This is a genomic window from Ramlibacter rhizophilus (assembly GCF_004681965.1).
In the GTDB taxonomy this organism is placed as follows: Bacteria; Pseudomonadota; Gammaproteobacteria; order Burkholderiales; family Burkholderiaceae_C; genus Ramlibacter; species Ramlibacter rhizophilus.
Window position 1 is genome coordinate 521,091 of record NZ_SMLL01000004.1, and the last position, 16,095, is coordinate 537,185.

The following is a 16,095-nucleotide window of genomic DNA, read 5'->3' on the forward strand; positions in this document are numbered from 1 at the left end:
TCAGTCCTGGTGGTCACGCACGATGGCGAGCAGCAGGTGCGCGACCCCGGCCAGCATCAGGACCAGGAGCGAATACACCAGCGTGTTGTAGTAGCGGCGGGGGCGCATCGGGTACTCGGGCACCGAGGGCGCCTGCAGCACGGTGAGCTTCTTGAGCGTGCGCGTGGCCTCCACGCGGCCGCGTTCCAGGGCCACGAGCGCGGTCTTGTAGACCTCCTGCGCGAACTCGGCCTCCAGCTGCAGGCGCTGGAATTCCTCCACCGTGGCGTTGAGGGTGCGCCCCCCGGGAGCCGCGAGGCGGCCGCGTTCCTGCCGCATCTGGTTCTCGGTGGCGGCGATCTGCAGGTCCAGTTCCACCACGTTGGGCGCGCTGGCCTGCAGGTAGCCCAGGAGCGCGCGGCGGCGGGTCTGCAGCTCCGAGAGCTGGGCCTCCAGGCGCGAGACCACGGCGGCCAGGTTCTCGGTGGTGGCCAGCGGCGACACCAGTCCCTTCTTGTTCTGGAACTCCAGCACCGCCAGCCGCGTGGCCTGCACGCGCTGGCTGTGCGCCCCGACCTGCTGCTCCAGGAAGCGCACCTGCTCCTGCGCCAGGCTGTGGCCCATGCGGTTCATGGCGGCCTCGCCCTGCTGCAGCAGGAAGGCGGCGAGGGCCTGCGCCATCTCCGGGGTGTAGGCCTGCACCTCGATGGAGAGCACGCCGGCGAACTCGTCCAGCTCGATGGCGACGCGCTGGTGGAAGTACTCCTTGAACAGCTCGATGGGTTCGTCGGCCGAGGACAGGCGCGTCCACCAGTCGCCGCCTTCGCTGTAGTGCGCCCGCAGCTTGAGGGCCGCATCGGCCTGGCGCAGCATTTCGGTGGAAAGCAGGTGGTCGCGCAGCCAGAGCTGGTCGGCGCGGTTGCCGCCGCCGCCGCCGGCGATGAGGTTGGCGAAGTCCACCGTCTGGCCCTGCGAGAGGTCCGAGCGCTGGAGCACCACGCGGGCTTCGGAGACGTAGCGGTCGGCCGCGATGAAGAGCCAGAAGGTGGCGAGCACCGCGATGGCGAGTGCCACCAGGCCCCACAGGGGCGCGCGGCGCACGAATGACCGGAAGACGCTGCGGGCCGTCATGCGGGCACGCCCTGCTTGTACGCGGCCAGCGCGTCGTCGATGTTGTCGAACCAGTGGGCCTGGCCCTGGTGCAGGAAGATGCCCGCGCTGCAGAACTGCCGCAGGGTGGCGTCGCTGTGGGAAACCATGATGAGGCCGGCGCGGTGGACCAGTGCCTTGAAGGCCGCGGCTGCCTTTTTCTGGAAGGCCGCGTCCCCGGTGGAGGTCACCTCGTCGGAGATGTAGATGTCGAAGTCGAAGGCCAGCGAGAGCGCGAACTGCAGGCGCGCCTTCATGCCGCTGGAATAGGTCTTGACCGGCTCGTCGAAGGCCGCGCCTATCTGCGCGAAGTCCTGGATGTAGGCCAGCCGGTCGGCGATGTCGTTCTCGTGTCCGTGGACCCGGCAGACGAACTTGGCGTTCTGCCGCCCCGTGAGGGTGCCTTGCAGGCCGCCGCCGAAGCCCATGGGCCAGGACACGCGGCAGTTGCGCCGCACCTGCCCGCGCGTGGGCTCGTCCACGCCGCCCATGAGGCGCAGCAGGGTGGACTTGCCGGCGCCGTTGTGGCCGATCAGGCCCACGTTGGTGTGGGGCGGAATGCGCAGGCTCACGCCGCGCAGCACCCAGGGACCGGGCCCGTGGTCGGTCTGGTAGCGCTTGTGCACGTCGATGACCTCGATCACTGCGCCACCAGCCTGCGCCGGTGGCGCACCTGAAGGGCCAGGCCCAGGAAGATCAGCACGAGCGCGAAGCCATAGAGATAGGCCAGGTCGGTCTCGCGCGCTGCGTGGTAGTAGTCGGACAGCCCCACGCGCACGGCCTCTACGCCATGGGCGACGGGGTTGTAGAGGATCCATTCGCGCCAGGGGTAGGGAATGGCCGCGATGGGGAAGATCACGCCGGACAGCAGGTACAGCGGCACCAGCAGCAGGCCGATGATGTTGCCCACCTCCGGCGCGAGCTGGTTGGCCACCGAGACGCACAGCGCATAGCCCAGGCCCAGCAGCCACAGGCCCGCGACGGCGCCGATCACGATCAGCGGCGACGCCAGCTGCATGGGCACGCCCAGGAGGGCGGCGATGCCCAGCATGGCCGCCGCGATGATGGCCATGAGCAGCGCCTCCAGCACGCAGCGCACGATCACGGTGTCCACCGGCTTGACCTGGCGGTAGGTGAACAGCGCCATGTTCGCGTCGATGGCGGCGGCGCCCTGCGAGGCCACCCGGCGGAACAGGAAGAAGGCCAGCATGCCCGTCATCAGCCACAGGGCGGTGTCGATGCCGCCGATGTGTCGCAGCCGCAGCACCGACATCACGAACACCATGAAGGCGATGTGCGCCGCCGGCTCCAGCACCAGCCATACGAGCGCGGCGCGCTTGCCGAACATGCGGGCGAGCGCTTCGCGCAGCAGCAGGGCGTTCCAGACCTGCCAGGTGATGCGCCAGGGCGAGCGGCCCGGCGCGCGCGGCGCCGGGAGGGAGGGGGTAGCGCTCACCGCGGGTCCTTCGGGACCGCTGCCGCGGTGCCGCGCCGCCGCCGCGAGGGCTCCACGGGCCAGGGCAGGGGCGTATCGCGCAGCCCGTAGACGTGGCAGGGCACCTGGGTGAGGTTGCGCAACTGTTCGAGGAAGCCGGCGACGATCCGGGCCCGCGGCGCGGGGCGCTCGAACCAGAAGGAGTCCAGGTCGCCCTGGAAGGTGAGGCCGGGCTGGTTGTACAGCGCCTCGCCCATGACCTTGAGCGGACGCCTGCGTGCCAGCGCCTGCAGGCCCACCGTGCTGTTGATCACGACCACGCCCAGCGCGTTCTCCACCAGCGTGGGTGTGTGGCCCTCCACGAGGTGCACCACGCGCCCGGCGATCCTCAGCTCGCGCGCCGTGGCGCGGATCAGCGCCGCATGGCCCGGACCGCCGCGCGAGTGGGGGTGCTGCTTGAATACAAGCTGCATGTGATCGGACGCATGCCTTGCGAAGGAGTGCATGACTTCAACCACGAAGTCGGCAATGCCCGGAAAACGACTGTGCTGCGTGATCTGCGAGTCGCTTTCCAGCTGCAGCGGAACGAAGAAGTAGGAGCTGGCGCTCAGGTTCGAGGTGGTCAGGTGATCCGGGAGCGCACGCAGGTACTTCTTCGCCAGCGAACCGATCCAGTAGCTGCTGTAGTTCAGTACGGAGGTCTCGCGGTGGTGCTCGTAGTCGGGGAAAGCCTTGCGGCCGCGCCACAGGGCGAGGTAGTGCGCGCAGGCATGCAGGGCCATCTTCTGCCAAAGCCACGTCTCGCGGCCCGCGGGTGGCAGGCTGACCGAAGGGACCGCGGCGGGATCCCAGAAAAAACGATTGAGCGTCGTGGAAAGGCCGTTGACGCCGTCAAGCTCCATGGTCAGGTGCCCGGGGCGGAAATAGCCTTCCTCCGTCACGATCAAGGCGAGCCTGCGGCGGCCGGCGAGCTCGCGTGCCACGCGGTGATGGCTGCGGCACTGGCCGAAGAGCACGATGGTGTCGGGCTCCCAGAGGTGCAGCAGCTGCTCCAGGAAGTGCGGCCACTGTGCGGGTCCCTTGTCGAACACCACCGGCTGGACGCTGCGGCAGTCGCGCAGGTCGCCGCCGTTGAAGGCCACGCGCGCGACGTCCGTGCCGCGCTGCTTCAACCAGTCGGCCAGGCGGTCGAAAAAGGGGCCGACGGGCCCCTGCAGCAAAAGGACACGGCGCGCCTGCATGAGGCGCAGCAGGGCAGGGTTGGCGCCCACGCACTGCGGCGAAAGATCGGCCAGGAAGGCATCAGCCGCGGAGTCGTTCACGACCCCGCGCGCTGCCCTGCCGAACACGCCTACTTCGCTGTACACCTGAATGCCCCCGCCGACCCCGTGCATGCTATTACACGAAGGTTCTCTTGTCGAGGAGCTAAATCAAACCATGCTGGGTGTACCGCTTGGTATATGAATCAGTTAGTCGTCTCTGCCTTTCGTTGAGCAGTGGGCTGCGCGAGGGACAGCCCGTTGCGCAGGCGCCTTACTTCTTGCCCAGCCCGATCAGGCTCGCGCCTTCGGTATAGAGCTTCACCTTGTCGGCCATGAAGCTGTCCATTTCCTCGACACCGACGTTCACCAGCTCGAAGCCGCTCTTGGCGGCCAGCGCCTTCATCTCCGGGTCCTCGTTCATGGCCCGCCACAGGTCCGACAGGCGCTTGCGCGCCTCTGGCGGCGTGGACTTGGGCACGCCGATGCCGCGGTAGGCGCCGTCAACCCAGTTGACGCCCAGCTCCTTGAAGGTGGGCACGTCCGGCAGCAGGGGGTGGCGCTGCTCCATGGCCACGGCCAGCGGGCGCACGCGCGACTTGTTGGCGATGGCGAAGGGAACGTAGGTCATGGCTCCGTTCACCTGGCCGCCGATCACCGAGGTGGCCATGTCGCCCGTTCCCTTGAACGGCACATAGACGGTCTTGATCCCGAAGGCCTTGTTCAGCCGCTCGTGCGCCGCGTGGTTGGCCGAGAGCTGGCCGGAGCCGCCCAGGGAAATCTTGTCGGGGGTGGCCTTGGCGGCGGCGACGAAGTCCTGGAAAGTCTTGATGGGGCTTTCGCCGTGCACGACCAGGATGTCCGGGGTGAAGTGGAACCAGAACACCGGGGTGACGTCCTGCGTCTTGTACTGCACGTCGCCCTGGATCGGCTGGAACACGATGTGCGGCAGGTTGACCCCCACCACGTTCACGCCGTCGCCCGGCAGCTGGTTCATCTGCGACCACATCAGCGCGCCGCCGGCACCCGCCTTGTACTGGACCACGGTTTCGATGGCCGGGCACTTCTTCTTCATCACCGCCTGCTGGTGGCGCGCGGACAGGTCCGATTCGCCGCCCGGCGGGAAGGCCTGCCAGTACTGCACGTTCTTGTCCGGGCACGTGGCGGTTTGCGCCATGGTGAGCGGTGCTGCCAGCGCAAGGGCCAGCGTGCTGAGGACTCGTTTCATCGGTGCGTCTCCTGTCGTTGGTGATAGTGGCTGGCGCTGCGCTTTGTCGCAGGAAATCAGCGCTGGAGCAATTGGTGGCAAACCCCTGCCGTGACGTCGGCGGTGCGGGCCTTCCCACCGAGGTCGCCCGTGTGCAGCGCAGGATCGGCGGTCACGGCTTCCAGCGCCGCCATCAGGCGCGCCGCGGCGTCGGTCTCGCCAAGGTGTTCGAGCAGCATCACGCAGCTCCAGAAGGTGCCGATCGGGTTGGCCAGGCCCCGGCCCATGATGTCGAAGGCCGAGCCGTGGATCGGTTCGAACATGCTGGGGTAGCGCCGCTCGGGATCGATGTTCCCCGTGGGCGCGATGCCCAGGCTGCCCGAGAGGGCGGCCGCCAGGTCGCTCAGGATGTCGGCGTGCAGGTTGGTTGCCACCAGCGTGTCCAGCGAAGCCGGCCGGGTCACCATCCGGGCGGCGCAGGCGTCCACCAGTTCCTTTTCCCAGCGCACGTCGGGGAACTCGCGGCTCACGGCCAGGGCGATCTCGTCCCACATCACCATGGCGTGGCGCTGCGCGTTGGACTTGGTCACCACGGTGAGCAGCTTGCGCGGGCGCGACTGCGCCAGCCGGAACCCGAAGCGCATGATGCGCTCCACCCCGGCACGCGTCATCACGCTCACGTCGGTGGCGACCTCGATCGGGTGGCCCTGGTGGGCGCGGCCGCCCACGCCCGCGTACTCGCCCTCGGAGTTCTCGCGCACGATGACCCAGTCCAGGTCGGCCGGCGCGCAGCGCTTGAGCGGCGCGTCGATGCCCGGCAGGATTCGCGTGGGGCGCACGTTCGCGTACTGGTCGAAGCCCTGGCAGATCTTCAGCCGCAGGCCCCAGAGCGTGACGTGGTCGGGAATGTGCGGGTCGCCCGCCGAGCCGAACAGGATGGCGTCCATCCCGCGCAGCGCGTCCAGGCCGTCGGCCGGCATCATCACGCCGTGCTCGCGGTAGAAGTCCCCGCCCCAGCCGAAGCTGGTGAACTCGAAGCGGAAGCGCTCCTGGCTCGCGGCGAGCGCCTGCAGCACTTCCTGCCCCGCCGGCACGACTTCCTTGCCGATGCCGTCGCCGGGAATGCAGGCGATCTTGTAGGTCTTCATCGTGGTGTGTCCTTCTGCGGTGCACTTTAGGGGCGCCGGCGAGGAAAAGACGCATCAGAATTCAAGCCATTGTTGACTCCAGGCTCACGAATCCATGCCGTCCTCCACCGCGTCCCAGGACATGCAGTTCTTCAGCGTGCTGGTGCGCTGCGGCAGCCTCTCGGCCGCCGGCCGCGACCTGCAGGTCAGCCCTTCGGCCGTGAGCAAGCGGCTCGCCGCCCTGGAGGCGCGGCTGGGCGTGTCCCTGGCGCACCGCACCACCCGGCGCCTGGTGCTGACGCCGGAGGGGGAGACCTACCTGGCGCAGTCGCGCCGAATCCTGGGCGAGATCGATGCCCTGGAGCGCGAGTTGCAGGGCGGGCGCGCTGCGCTGGGTGGGCTGCTGCGGGTCAATGCCACGCTGGGCTTCGGGCGCATGCACGTGGCGCCGGCCATCGCCGCCTTCGCGCGCCGGCACCCCCAGCTGGAGGTGCAGCTGCAGCTGTCGGTGAACCCTCCCGCCCTGTCCGAGGACGCCTTCGACGTCTGCGTGCGCTTCGGCGAACCGCCGGACGCCCGCGTGGTGGCACGCATGCTGGCGCCCAACCGGCGCCTGCTGTGCGCCTCACCGGCCTACCTGCAGCGCCAGGGGGAGCCGCGCAGCCCGCGCGAGCTGGCGGCCCACAGCCTGATCGCCATCCGCCAGGGCGACCAGGCCTATGGTCTGCTGCGCCTGCGCGCGGGCAAGCGGGTGGAGGCCGTCAAGGTCCACGGCAGCCTGAGCACCAATGACGGCGAGGTCGCCGTCCAGTGGGCGCTGGCGGGGCTGGGCATCGTGCTGCGCGCCGAATGGGACGTGGGGCGCTACCTGCGAAGCGGCCGGCTGGTGCAGGTGCTGCCGAACTGGCAGGCGCCGGCCGCCGACATCCATGCGGTCTACCCCGTGCGCCACCAGTCCACGACGCGCGTGCGCGCCTTCGTGGACCACCTGGCGGAGCATTTCACTCGCGGGGACTGAGCCTGCCCGCGCAGCGCGCGATGGCCTGCAGGGGGTGGGCCGGGCGCGCGCTCAGGCGCTGGTGCGGGCCTGGCCCGTCCGGGCCGGCGTCGCTTGCGCGGTGGCCTGGGGTCCCAGGGTCCGGGCGGCCTTCGCCAGCGCCGCCAGATCCTCGGGGGCGTCGAGCCTGCGTGCGGCGCGCTCCAGTGCGCGGCGCGAATGCGTCTGCGCCAGCGTGCGCATCTGCGGGTGTCCGCTTGCGCCCAGCGCCACGAAGGCCTTCTGCAGGCGCACGCCCATCTCCACCACGGAAGCGCCGTCGCGCTCCATGGCCGAGAAAGCGTCGTCGAACATGTCTTCCAGGGACAGGGGGAGCACGGACACGCGGTCATGCAGCACCGGCTGCACCTCGTCCGCCTGCAGCGGGCGCCCCCAGGCCACGAAGAGGCGCACGAAGGCGCCGATGACCTGGATGGCGGTGCCCGGGTCGTTGACGGCCGGGGAGAGCGCGCGGCTGGCGATCTCCGACAGCACGATCAGTCCGAAGCGGGGGTCCTGGTCGAACTTGCGGTCGTTGCCGATGGTGAAGCAGCGCGCCACCTGCTCCTGCTGCGCCGGCGGGAGCGGCCCGCCTGCCGCCCCCCTGACCACGCGCGCCACCGGCCGCCCCGGCGCCGCGAAGGTGCCCGGCAGGCCGGTGACCTCGATGCGGGCGTCCAGCGCCTCGGCGCACGCCTGCAGCTTGCCGACGTCCACGTACTGCACGTAGCCGATCGCGTCGCAGTACACCGGCGCACCGTCGTGGCTGGCCGCGTCGCCGGGCCGTGCGCGCAGGTTCGGGGTGCAGCGCCGCGCCTGGAGCGCCTGCAGCGTCGCCTTCTCGACCGTGCCGACCACCATGCCCAGCCGGCCGAGCCGCGCGATGCGGTCCACCCAGCGCACGAAGGTCACCCGCACGAACGCAAGCACCAGGACGGTCAGCACGAACAGGGTGAAGCGCCCGACGCGACCGTAGTACCCGTTGCTCACGAAGATGAAGGCCACCACGTTGAAGATGAAGGCGCCGGTGAATGCCGACAGCGCGTTCTGCGACACGTCGTCGGCCACCACCAGCGGGAAGGCGCGGGGCGTGGCGGAGCCGGCGGCCGATGCATACGCGGCCACCATCGAGCCGACCGCGAGCGTCGCCATCACCAGCATGCTGGCCGCGACCAGCTTGAGCAGCTCCTCGATGGTGTCGGCGGACACCTGCGGGAGCTTGCGGCCCAGGTCGATCCCGTCGGCGCCCTGCGCCGCCAGAGCGCCGCCCACGGAGAGCAGGCAGGCCAGCAGGGGCTTGACCCACAGCTTCTCGCGCAGGCGATACAAAAGAAAGTTCAGGGTGTCCATCGCGGCGTCGGTGCGCCGGCTTCCTGCTGCCGCGGCGTGGCTTCCTCGCGCAGGCCCTGCGCCACCGTCTCGCGCGCTTCCTGCAGGTCTTCCGCGTCGGCCTGCGGGGCGCTCTGGACGTGGCGTGCCGAGGGCTCCAGGCTGAACACCGCGTGCATGGGGAAGTGGTCCGAGCCCACGTAGCCCAGGCGGCCCATCGAGACCAGGCGGAACTCCGGCGAGTGGAAGATGTGGTCCAGCGGGAAGCGCAAACCGGGCAGGCGCGCGTGGAAGGTCGCGAACATGCCGCGTCCCTTGCGCGGGTCGAGCAGGCCGCTCACCTTCTGGAACTGCCGGGTCGTGCGGGACCAGGCCACGTCGTTCAGGTCGCCGCAGAGGATCACCGGCAGCGTCTCATCGCGGATCTTGCGCGCGACCATGAGCAGTTCGGCGTCGCGCGGAACCGAGCTCTCGGCCTCGCTGGGCGCCGGCGGACGCGGGTGCACGCAGTGCAGGCGCACGCGCTGGCCGTTGCGCAGGCCCACCAGCATGTGGAAGGAGGGCACGTCGTCCTGCACGAGGAACTCGATCCGCGGCTCGTGCAGGGGCAGGCGCGAGTACAGCAGCATGCCGTAGGTGTTGGCGATCGGGCAGGCGATCGTGTGGGGATGGGTCGCCGTCAGCGCGTCCAGCTGCTCACGCCACCAGTCGTCGGTCTCGACGCAGAGCACGATGTCGGCATCCGCCTGCCGCAGCTGGGCCAGCAGGCGATCGGCCTGGCGGTTGCTTTCCAGCACGTTGCTCACGGTCAGGCTCAGGCGCCGGTCCGGGTCGGCGCCGTCGCTGGTCTGCGCCTCCACCGGCGCGAGCCGCGAGTAGCGCCACACGGCGGCGAACTGGGCCACGGTACAGAGGGCGAGCAGGGACACCAGGATCAGGCGGGGCAGGGTGTCCAGGGGAGACAGGCTGATCAGCCACGCCAGCGCGAGCACGCCCAGCAGGCCCAGCTGCAGGCGGGGAAACTCCCACACGCGGATCCACCACACCTTGCTGCGCAGCAGCGGCAGCACGCTCAGCACGATGACCAAGGCGCCCAGGGTGACGGCGGCTGCGTTCCACATCGTTCACGCTCCTCCAGGCTCTGCGCCGGGCCAGGACTCGCGGCTCCCCATCGGCTGGCGGCGCCGAGCGCGCGTGTCCTGGCATGGCGGGGGTCCCCTGCCGCGCAGCGCGCGACAAGGATCGGAGTCGAACCATAGAGGTGCCGAATGCCTGCCGCGGTAGGACGGCGCGCCTTCGCAGCGGACGCGGCAGCGCGGGAGCTTGGCGCCTTTCAGCGCCGCCGCCGGGACTCCGTCCGACAGCGTCTCCGCCCGACAGCGCCTCAGTCCGACAGCGCCTTCATCTGCCGGTACAGGTCGGCCTTGCCCTCGAAACCGATGCCGGGGAGGTCCGGCAGGACCACGTGGCTGTCCTGCACCTGCACGCCGTCGGGAAAGCCGCCGAAGGGCTGGAACAGGTCCGGGTAGGACTCGTTGCCGCCCAGGCCGAGCCCGGCCGCGATGGCCAGGGACATCTGGTGGCCTCCGTGCGGAATGCAGCGGCTGGCCGACCATCCGTGGGCCTGGAGCATGTCCAGGGTGCGCAGGTATTCGACCAGCCCGTAGCTGAGCGCGCAGTCGAACTGCAGCCAGTCGCGGTCCGGGCGCATGCCGCCGTAGCGGATCAGGTTGCGGGCGTCCTGCATGGAAAACAGGTTCTCGCCGGTGGCCATCGGGTTGCGGTAGTAGCTGCGCAGGGTGGCCTGCAACTCGAAGTCGAGCGGGTCGCCGGCTTCCTCGTACCAGAAGAGGTCGTAGGGCGACAGCGCCTTGGCATAGGCGATGGCGGCATCCAGGTCGAAGCGGCCATTGGCGTCCACGCACAGGCGCTGGCCGTCCTGCAGCACCTCCAGCACCGCGTCGATGCGGCGCAGGTCCTCATCCAGCGAGGCGCCGCCGATCTTCATCTTGACCACCGAGTAGCCGCGGTCGATGTAGCTGCGCATCTCGTCCTGCAGCTTGGCCAGGTCCTTGCCCGGGTAGTAGTAGCCACCGGCCGCATAGACGAAGACGCGCCGGTTCGGCTGGCCCGTGCCATAGCGCTCGGCCAGCAGCTGGAACAGGGGCTTGCCTTCGATCTTGGCAACCGCATCCCAGACGGCCATGTCGATGGTGCCGATGGCGACCGAGCGCTCGCCGTGCCCCCCGGGCTTCTCGTTGGTGAACATGGCCGCCCACACCTTGTGGGGATCGAGGATGCCGCGCTCGTCGAGCAGCGTGTCGGCGCCCGCTTCCAGCACGCGTGGAATGAAGCGTTCGCGCATCAGCTTGCCCTGGCCGTAGCGTCCGTTCGAATTGAAGCCGTAGCCCACGACCGGCCGGCCGTCGCGGATCACGTCGGTGACGACGGCCACGAGGCTGAGCGTCATCTTGCTGAAGTCGATGTAGGCGTTGCGGATCGGGCTCGCGATGGGCAGGGTCTGTTCGCGGATTTCGAGAATCTTCATGGCGCGGGTGGCGTGGGAGCTCAGGAGGCCCGCATGTTACGGCGCGGCCCGCCGCAAGGCTCGCCTCCGGCGGCCGGTTCGCAAGACGGAGGGCATGGTTGTGCCTGCGACTGCTTCGCGCACCGTGACTCGGCTGTTTGGCGGCTTCAGCGTCCGGCCGGCGGTGCCCCGCCGCGCTGGCGTAGCGTCGGGCCACGATACGTCTTGCCACCGCTGTGGCGACTCATGGAGCCCTGCCCGCGTCCGATCTGCTTACAGTGAACGCCAGCTGAAGGAGAAAGCCGGCATGAATGTGGACGTGCGAAAAGGCCAGGCGCCGCAGGCGCATTCACGCGAGGAGTTCCGCGAGCGCTTTCGTGCGCGTTTCTTCGACCCGGCGTTCCGCAGTGAGGATGAGGCCATCGCCCGGCTGGAGGAGATTGCCTGGCAGGGCTACTGCGGAGCCCGCAAGTCGCCGGTGACCAAGCCAGCGGGCGCGGGCTTCGCCGATCCGGCGCACGAGCTGTCGGTGCAGTGGATGGACACCAGCCGCAGGCTCGCCGCGGCGCAGGCCCGGTGGGCCCAGGCGGGAACGCCCTCGCGCGTGCTGGTGATCAACGCCTCGCCCCGCAACGACGGCACCTGCCCGGGCGAGATGTCCAAGAGCTTCCGGCTGGCGCAGATCGCCCGCGAGACGCTCGCGGGCGCGGGGCTGGAAACCGACTTCCTGGACCTGAGCCGGCTGGCTTCGGACTACGACCGCCACATCCATCCCTGCAAGGGCTGCGTGTCCACCGCCATGCCCTTGTGCCACTGGCCCTGCAGCTGCTACCCGAACCACGAACTGAGCCAGGTGAACGACTGGATGGGCGAGATCTACGAGCAGTGGGTCGGCGCGCACGGGGTGCTGCTGGTGGCACCCACGCACTGGTACACCGTCTCCAGCCCGCTCAAGCTGATGATGGACCGGCTGGTCTGCGCCGACGGCGGCAACCCCGACCCGACGACGACGCACGGCAAGACGCCCAAGGAAGCCAAGGCGCTGGAACTGGCAGGCTGGGACTACCCCAAGCACCTGGCCGGGCGAGCCTATGGCGTGGTGGTGCACGGCGACGTGGCCGGCATCGAAAACACGCGCCGGGTCCTGAGTGACTGGCTGGACTGGATGGGCCTGATCGACGCCGGGCCCGCCGCGCGGCTGGACCGCTACATCGGCTATTACGAACCTTATGCCACCAGCCACGCCACGCTGGACGAGGACACCGCCGTGCAGGAGGAAGTCCGCAACGCCGCCCGTGCCCTGGCGCAGGCGGTGTCCGAGTTGCGTGAAGGCCGCCTCAGCGCTCCCGGCAAGGACCTGAAGCGGCCGCGGCCGAAGTGACTAGCCGGGGGCTGGAGGCTCGAGGCGAAGCACCAGCACGAACCGGCTGCCCCGCCCCTGCCCCTCGCTCGTGGCCTGCACCTGGCCCCCGTGCATTTCCACCAGCCGTTTGACCAGCGTGAGGCCCAGGCCCAGGCCTTCGGAGCGTTCGTGCTCGCCTTGCGCGAAGGCGTCGAAGATATGCGGCAACGCCTCGGCCGGAATGCCGCAGCCGGTGTCTTCCACCTGCAGCAGTGCCTGGCCTGCCTCCCGCTCCAGCCGCACGCGCACCTCACCGCCTGGGGGCGTGAACTTGAGCGAGTTGGACAGCAGGTTGCCCAGGACCTGCGCCAGGCGGGCCGGGTCGCCGTGCAGGGGCACTGGCGCATCGGGCACCTGGGCCGATAGCGCGAGTCCGCGCGCGGCCAGCAGCGGGGCATAGTCGTCGGCGGCCTGGCGCACGAGCTCGCGCAAGTCCATGGGCTGGCGGTGCAGGGTGAGCTTGTCGGTGTCGATGCGCGTCACGTCCAGCAGGTCCGTGACGAGGCTCTCGAGGTGGCCCACCTGCCGCGCGATGACCTGCAGCATGCGCTGGGTCCGCTGCGGATCGCCCTGGGCCATGATGGTCAGCGCATTGCGGATGGGCATCAGCGGATTGCGCAGCTCGTGGGCGAGCACGGCCATGAAGCGGTTCTTGTTGCGGTCGGTCTCGCGCAGGCGCTCGTTGGCGAGGGCCAGCGCCTCGGAACTCGCGCGAAAGCGCTCGGCGGTCTCGTGGGCCGCGCCCAGGGCGCGGTGCATGCGACCGGCGATCAGGCTCGCGCCGATGCCCAGGAGCACGAAGAGCAGCAGGCGCATCGGCTCGGACAGCTCGGCGGGCTGGTAGCCCTCCAGCCGCCCCAGCGTGAAGCCGAGGGCCGCGCCCAGGGCCGTCGCCGCCAGGCCCGGTCCCAGCCCGCCCAGCGCGGCGGCCGCAAGCACGGCGAAGTAGAAGGTGATGTAGGGCGGCGTCGAGCCAGCGACGGGCTGCAGGAGCCAGCGCAGAACGGCCGCGCCCGCCACGATGAGAGCGGCCGTGCCGTAGCGCCTCGCGGCGCCTGCCAGCTCGGGGCGGCGTAACGCGATGGGGGTCTCCAGGGGCGGGGAGGCGCTCACGAGCTGAGTGTAGAGCCGCAAGGCCGCGCCTGACAGCCTCAGCGCACGCGCACCGTGCCCTGGATGACGAGCCCCGGTTCGACGAAGACCGGTGCCGGCATGATGACCGGCGGCGCCATGTAGACGGGCGCCGGCACCACGACGGGCGCCGGCACATACACCACGGCCGGCGGCTGCGGGTTCCGGCACTTGCGCTCTTCCTTGTAGTCGCCGTTGGACTTGTACTTGCGCTCGACCTTGCAATGGCCGTCCCACCACTCCTGCTTGTAGGCGCCGTGGTGGCCGCGCCAGCCGTGCTCATGTTTGTCGCGGTCGGCCAGGGCGGCGAGGGGCAGGGCGCCGATGGCGAGGGCGATGATGCTGTGCAGTAACGTCATGCGCGCCTTGTACTGGCGGCGCCGCGGTGCGGCTGTAAGCAATTGCGCCTTGCGGCGAAGGCGCAACGCAGCGCGCCTCAGCGGCCATCCACGCGCGACGAGCGTTCGAGGAGCGCGAGGATGTCGTCCGGCGTTGCCGGCTTGACCAGGTGCGCGTCGAAGCCCGCGTCGCGAGCCTTCGCGCGGTCGGCGGCCTGTCCGTAGCCGGTGAGGGCGATGTACACGCCATCGGCCGTGTCCGGCCTGGCCCGCAGCCGCTGCACCAGCTCGTAACCATCCATGGCCGGCAGGCCGATGTCGATGATGGCGGCCTGGGGCGGTTGCGCCACGGCGGCCTCCAGGGCGCGGAACGGGTCGTGCTCGATGCGCACGCGGTGGCCCGCGCTTTCCAGCAGCAGCTGCAGTGTCTCCGCGGCGTCGCGGTTGTCGTCCACCACCAGCACGTCCAGCGCTCGTCCTTTCGGGCGGGGCACCGGGCCGCTCGCCGGCTGGCCGCTGCCGGCCGGTTCCGGCAGGCGTGGAAGCGTGACCGTGAAACAGCTCCCCTTGCCGGGGCCGTCGCTGGCCACGGACACCGTGCCGCCATGCAGTTCGACCAGGCTCCTGACCAGCGCAAGCCCCAGGCCCAGGCCACCTTGCGAGCGGTCGGGCGTGCGCTCGGCCTGCGCGAACAGCTCGAAGATGCGCGGCTGCACGTCCTTCGGAATGCCGATGCCGTCGTCCTTGACGTGCACGCACACCCTCGCCTCGTCCACCTCCGTCACCAGCTGGATGTGCCCGCCCGGGGGCGTGTACTTGGCGGCGTTGTTCAGGAGGTTACTCAGCACCTGCACCATGCGCTTGCCGTCGCCGAGGACGTGCGCCGGCACCGGCGCCAGGGCGAGCGTGAGCTGGTGGCCCTGCATCTCGATGAGCGGACGCACCTGTTCGGCCGCGTTGCCGACGATGGTCTTCATGTCCTGGGGGGACTCCTCCAGGTTCACCAGTCCGCGCGTCACGCGCGAGACGTCCAGCAGGTCGTCCACCAGGCCCGTCATGTGGCGCACCTGACGCGTGATGATGGCGGCCGTGCGCTGGAGGCGGCCTTCGTCCATCGGCTGCAGCGAGAGCAGTTCCGCGGCGGTGCTGATCGGGGCCAGCGGGTTGCGCAGTTCGTGGGCCAGCATGGCAAGGAACTCGTCCTTGCGCCGGCTCGCGTCGCGCAGCTCCATCTGGGCGCGCGCGTTCTCGGCGGCGGACCAGGTCCGCGCCGCGACATCGACCGCCAGGCCGATCTCCGCGTCGGTCCAGTCCCGCGGCTGGTCGTGCTGCAGGCTCAGCACCATGCCGAGATGCCCGCCCTTGATCAGGGGAATGGCCACGTTGGACCGCACGCCGAGGCTCGCGTAGGCGGCCTTGTGCGGTGCGGTGCGCGGGTCCTGCTCCACGTCGCGGATCACCAGGGGAACGCCCGCGCGCAAGGTGGCGATGACCTCCGGGCCGAACTCGTCGAGACGCCGCCGCTCCGTCGACAATGGCTCGGAGCCCCTGGGTTCCCAGTGCCGCTGCACGAAGGTGCTGCTCACGTCGTCCACCTCCACGTAGGTCACGCGGGTGATGCCCAGCTGCTCGCCCAGCATGGCCGAGGCGGTGAGGGCGATCTCCTCGGGCGACTCGAGTTCGTGCAGGGCGTCGGCGAGGTTCAACTGGAAAGTCTGCCGGTCGGTGCTGCTTCGCAGCGCGTCGGCGACGCGGGCCTGGTCCGTGACGTCCTCCGTGCGGTGGGCGATGCATACGAGCCGGCCCTCGGCGTCGTGGATCGGGATGTTGATGGCGCGCCAGTAGCGTTCCTCGAAGTCCTCGCTGCCGTCCGGCCGCGTGGTGCGGATCGGATAGCGCTGCAGCGGCAGGGTGTCGCTGAGTCCGGTGGCGATCACCCGGGCGAGCGAGCTGCGCAGCGCCGGCACGCCCGTGTCGCCCGGGTCGTCCGGATTGCCGGGAAAGGCCGCGAAGAGGCGCTGGCCGACCAGGCTTTCCCGCGAGCGGCCGGCGCTGCGCAGGACGCAGTCGTTGACGGCCAGGATCACCGGGTCCTCGCTGGGGCTCAGCAGGTACTCCCCGATGGGGGACTGCATGAAGACGGACTGGAATACGGACGCGCGGAGCATGCAACAGG

At 70.0% G+C, this 16,095-nt stretch carries 14 protein-coding genes; 2 read left to right on the plus strand and 12 right to left on the minus strand.

Annotation, left to right across the window (positions count from 1 at the left end):
• The 6 genes from EZ242_RS12385 to EZ242_RS12410 all read right to left on the minus strand — a co-directional run bounded on the left by EZ242_RS12385 (position 1) and on the right by EZ242_RS12410 (position 6,177).
• Positions 1–1,110 carry a KpsE/RkpR family capsule polysaccharide export protein gene (locus tag EZ242_RS12385; protein WP_135285467.1) on the minus strand — a complete coding sequence of 370 codons (1,110 nt, stop codon included), beginning with the start codon at positions 1,108–1,110 and terminating at the stop codon, positions 1–3.
• On the minus strand, positions 1,107–1,772 hold the full coding sequence (locus tag EZ242_RS12390) for an ABC transporter ATP-binding protein (protein WP_135285468.1): 666 nt from the start codon (positions 1,770–1,772) through the stop codon (positions 1,107–1,109). The genes EZ242_RS12385 and EZ242_RS12390 overlap by 4 nt, the downstream gene beginning before the upstream one ends.
• Entirely contained in the window at positions 1,769–2,584 is an 816-nt protein-coding gene (locus EZ242_RS12395) for an ABC transporter permease (protein ID WP_240787066.1), read from the minus strand. Before EZ242_RS12395 ends, EZ242_RS12390 begins: the two co-directional genes overlap by 4 nt.
• The gene (locus EZ242_RS12400; protein WP_167784740.1) at positions 2,581–3,885 is read right to left on the minus strand and encodes a capsular biosynthesis protein; all 1,305 of its coding nucleotides are present in this window, start codon (positions 3,883–3,885) and stop codon (positions 2,581–2,583) included. Before EZ242_RS12400 ends, EZ242_RS12395 begins: the two co-directional genes overlap by 4 nt.
• 211 nt (positions 3,886–4,096) lie before the next feature.
• Positions 4,097–5,050 (minus strand): tripartite tricarboxylate transporter substrate binding protein, encoded by a 954-nt coding sequence (locus EZ242_RS12405; protein ID WP_135285470.1) that lies wholly within the window; start codon positions 5,048–5,050, stop codon positions 4,097–4,099.
• A 56-nt stretch (positions 5,051–5,106) separates the two neighbouring features.
• Entirely contained in the window at positions 5,107–6,177 is a 1,071-nt protein-coding gene (locus EZ242_RS12410; protein WP_135285471.1) for a tartrate dehydrogenase, read from the minus strand.
• Positions 6,178–6,271: 94 nt separating this feature from the next.
• On the opposite strand from EZ242_RS12410, the gene EZ242_RS12415 reads away from it, so the two are divergent.
• Positions 6,272–7,174 (plus strand): LysR family transcriptional regulator, encoded by a 903-nt coding sequence (locus tag EZ242_RS12415; RefSeq protein WP_135285472.1) that lies wholly within the window; start codon positions 6,272–6,274, stop codon positions 7,172–7,174.
• Between the two features lie 51 nt (positions 7,175–7,225).
• On the opposite strand, the gene EZ242_RS12420 is transcribed toward EZ242_RS12415, so the two are convergent.
• The 3 genes from EZ242_RS12420 to EZ242_RS12430 all read right to left on the minus strand — a co-directional run bounded on the left by EZ242_RS12420 (position 7,226) and on the right by EZ242_RS12430 (position 11,069).
• Positions 7,226–8,542 (minus strand): DUF2254 domain-containing protein, encoded by a 1,317-nt coding sequence (locus EZ242_RS12420; RefSeq protein ID WP_135285473.1) that lies wholly within the window; start codon positions 8,540–8,542, stop codon positions 7,226–7,228.
• Entirely contained in the window at positions 8,530–9,642 is a 1,113-nt protein-coding gene (locus EZ242_RS12425) for an endonuclease/exonuclease/phosphatase family protein (protein ID WP_135285474.1), read from the minus strand. Before EZ242_RS12425 ends, EZ242_RS12420 begins: the two co-directional genes overlap by 13 nt.
• A gap of 263 nt (positions 9,643–9,905) precedes the next feature.
• Positions 9,906–11,069, minus strand: coding sequence for a mandelate racemase/muconate lactonizing enzyme family protein (locus EZ242_RS12430; RefSeq protein ID WP_135285475.1), 1,164 nt, complete (start codon positions 11,067–11,069; stop codon positions 9,906–9,908).
• A gap of 286 nt (positions 11,070–11,355) precedes the next feature.
• On the opposite strand from EZ242_RS12430, the gene EZ242_RS12435 reads away from it, so the two are divergent.
• A complete protein-coding gene (locus EZ242_RS12435; protein ID WP_135285476.1) occupies positions 11,356–12,429 on the plus strand; it encodes a flavodoxin family protein in 1,074 nt (357 codons plus the stop codon).
• Here the strand turns inward: EZ242_RS12435 and EZ242_RS12440 are convergent, their stop codons facing one another.
• The 3 genes from EZ242_RS12440 to EZ242_RS12450 all read right to left on the minus strand — a co-directional run bounded on the left by EZ242_RS12440 (position 12,430) and on the right by EZ242_RS12450 (position 16,054).
• The gene (locus EZ242_RS12440; protein ID WP_167784741.1) at positions 12,430–13,563 is read right to left on the minus strand and encodes a sensor histidine kinase; all 1,134 of its coding nucleotides are present in this window, start codon (positions 13,561–13,563) and stop codon (positions 12,430–12,432) included.
• Between the two features lie 38 nt (positions 13,564–13,601).
• Positions 13,602–13,940: a hypothetical protein gene (locus EZ242_RS12445; protein WP_135285478.1), complete on the minus strand. Its 339-nt coding sequence runs from the start codon at positions 13,938–13,940 to the stop codon at positions 13,602–13,604.
• Positions 13,941–14,017: 77 nt separating this feature from the next.
• The gene (locus tag EZ242_RS12450) at positions 14,018–16,054 is read right to left on the minus strand and encodes a hybrid sensor histidine kinase/response regulator (protein ID WP_167784742.1); all 2,037 of its coding nucleotides are present in this window, start codon (positions 16,052–16,054) and stop codon (positions 14,018–14,020) included.
• Between the last annotated feature and the right edge of the window lie 41 nt (positions 16,055–16,095).

Excerpts from the sequence above, each read along its gene's own strand:
- EZ242_RS12385 (WP_135285467.1), bottom strand. The coding sequence starts at position 1,110 with ATGACGGCCCGCAGCGTCTTCCGGTCATTCGTGCGCCGCGCGCCCCTG.
- EZ242_RS12405 (WP_135285470.1), bottom strand. The coding sequence starts at position 5,050 with ATGAAACGAGTCCTCAGCACGCTGGCCCTTGCGCTGGCAGCACCGCTC.
- EZ242_RS12410 (WP_135285471.1), bottom strand. The coding sequence starts at position 6,177 with ATGAAGACCTACAAGATCGCCTGCATTCCCGGCGACGGCATCGGCAAG.
- EZ242_RS12415 (WP_135285472.1), top strand. The coding sequence starts at position 6,272 with ATGCCGTCCTCCACCGCGTCCCAGGACATGCAGTTCTTCAGCGTGCTG.
- EZ242_RS12420 (WP_135285473.1), bottom strand. The coding sequence starts at position 8,542 with ATGGACACCCTGAACTTTCTTTTGTATCGCCTGCGCGAGAAGCTGTGG.
- EZ242_RS12425 (WP_135285474.1), bottom strand. The coding sequence starts at position 9,642 with ATGTGGAACGCAGCCGCCGTCACCCTGGGCGCCTTGGTCATCGTGCTG.
- EZ242_RS12430 (WP_135285475.1), bottom strand. The coding sequence starts at position 11,069 with ATGAAGATTCTCGAAATCCGCGAACAGACCCTGCCCATCGCGAGCCCG.
- EZ242_RS12435 (WP_135285476.1), top strand. The coding sequence starts at position 11,356 with ATGAATGTGGACGTGCGAAAAGGCCAGGCGCCGCAGGCGCATTCACGC.
- EZ242_RS12445 (WP_135285478.1), bottom strand. The coding sequence starts at position 13,940 with ATGACGTTACTGCACAGCATCATCGCCCTCGCCATCGGCGCCCTGCCC.
- EZ242_RS12450 (WP_167784742.1), bottom strand. The coding sequence starts at position 16,054 with ATGCAGTCCCCCATCGGGGAGTACCTGCTGAGCCCCAGCGAGGACCCG.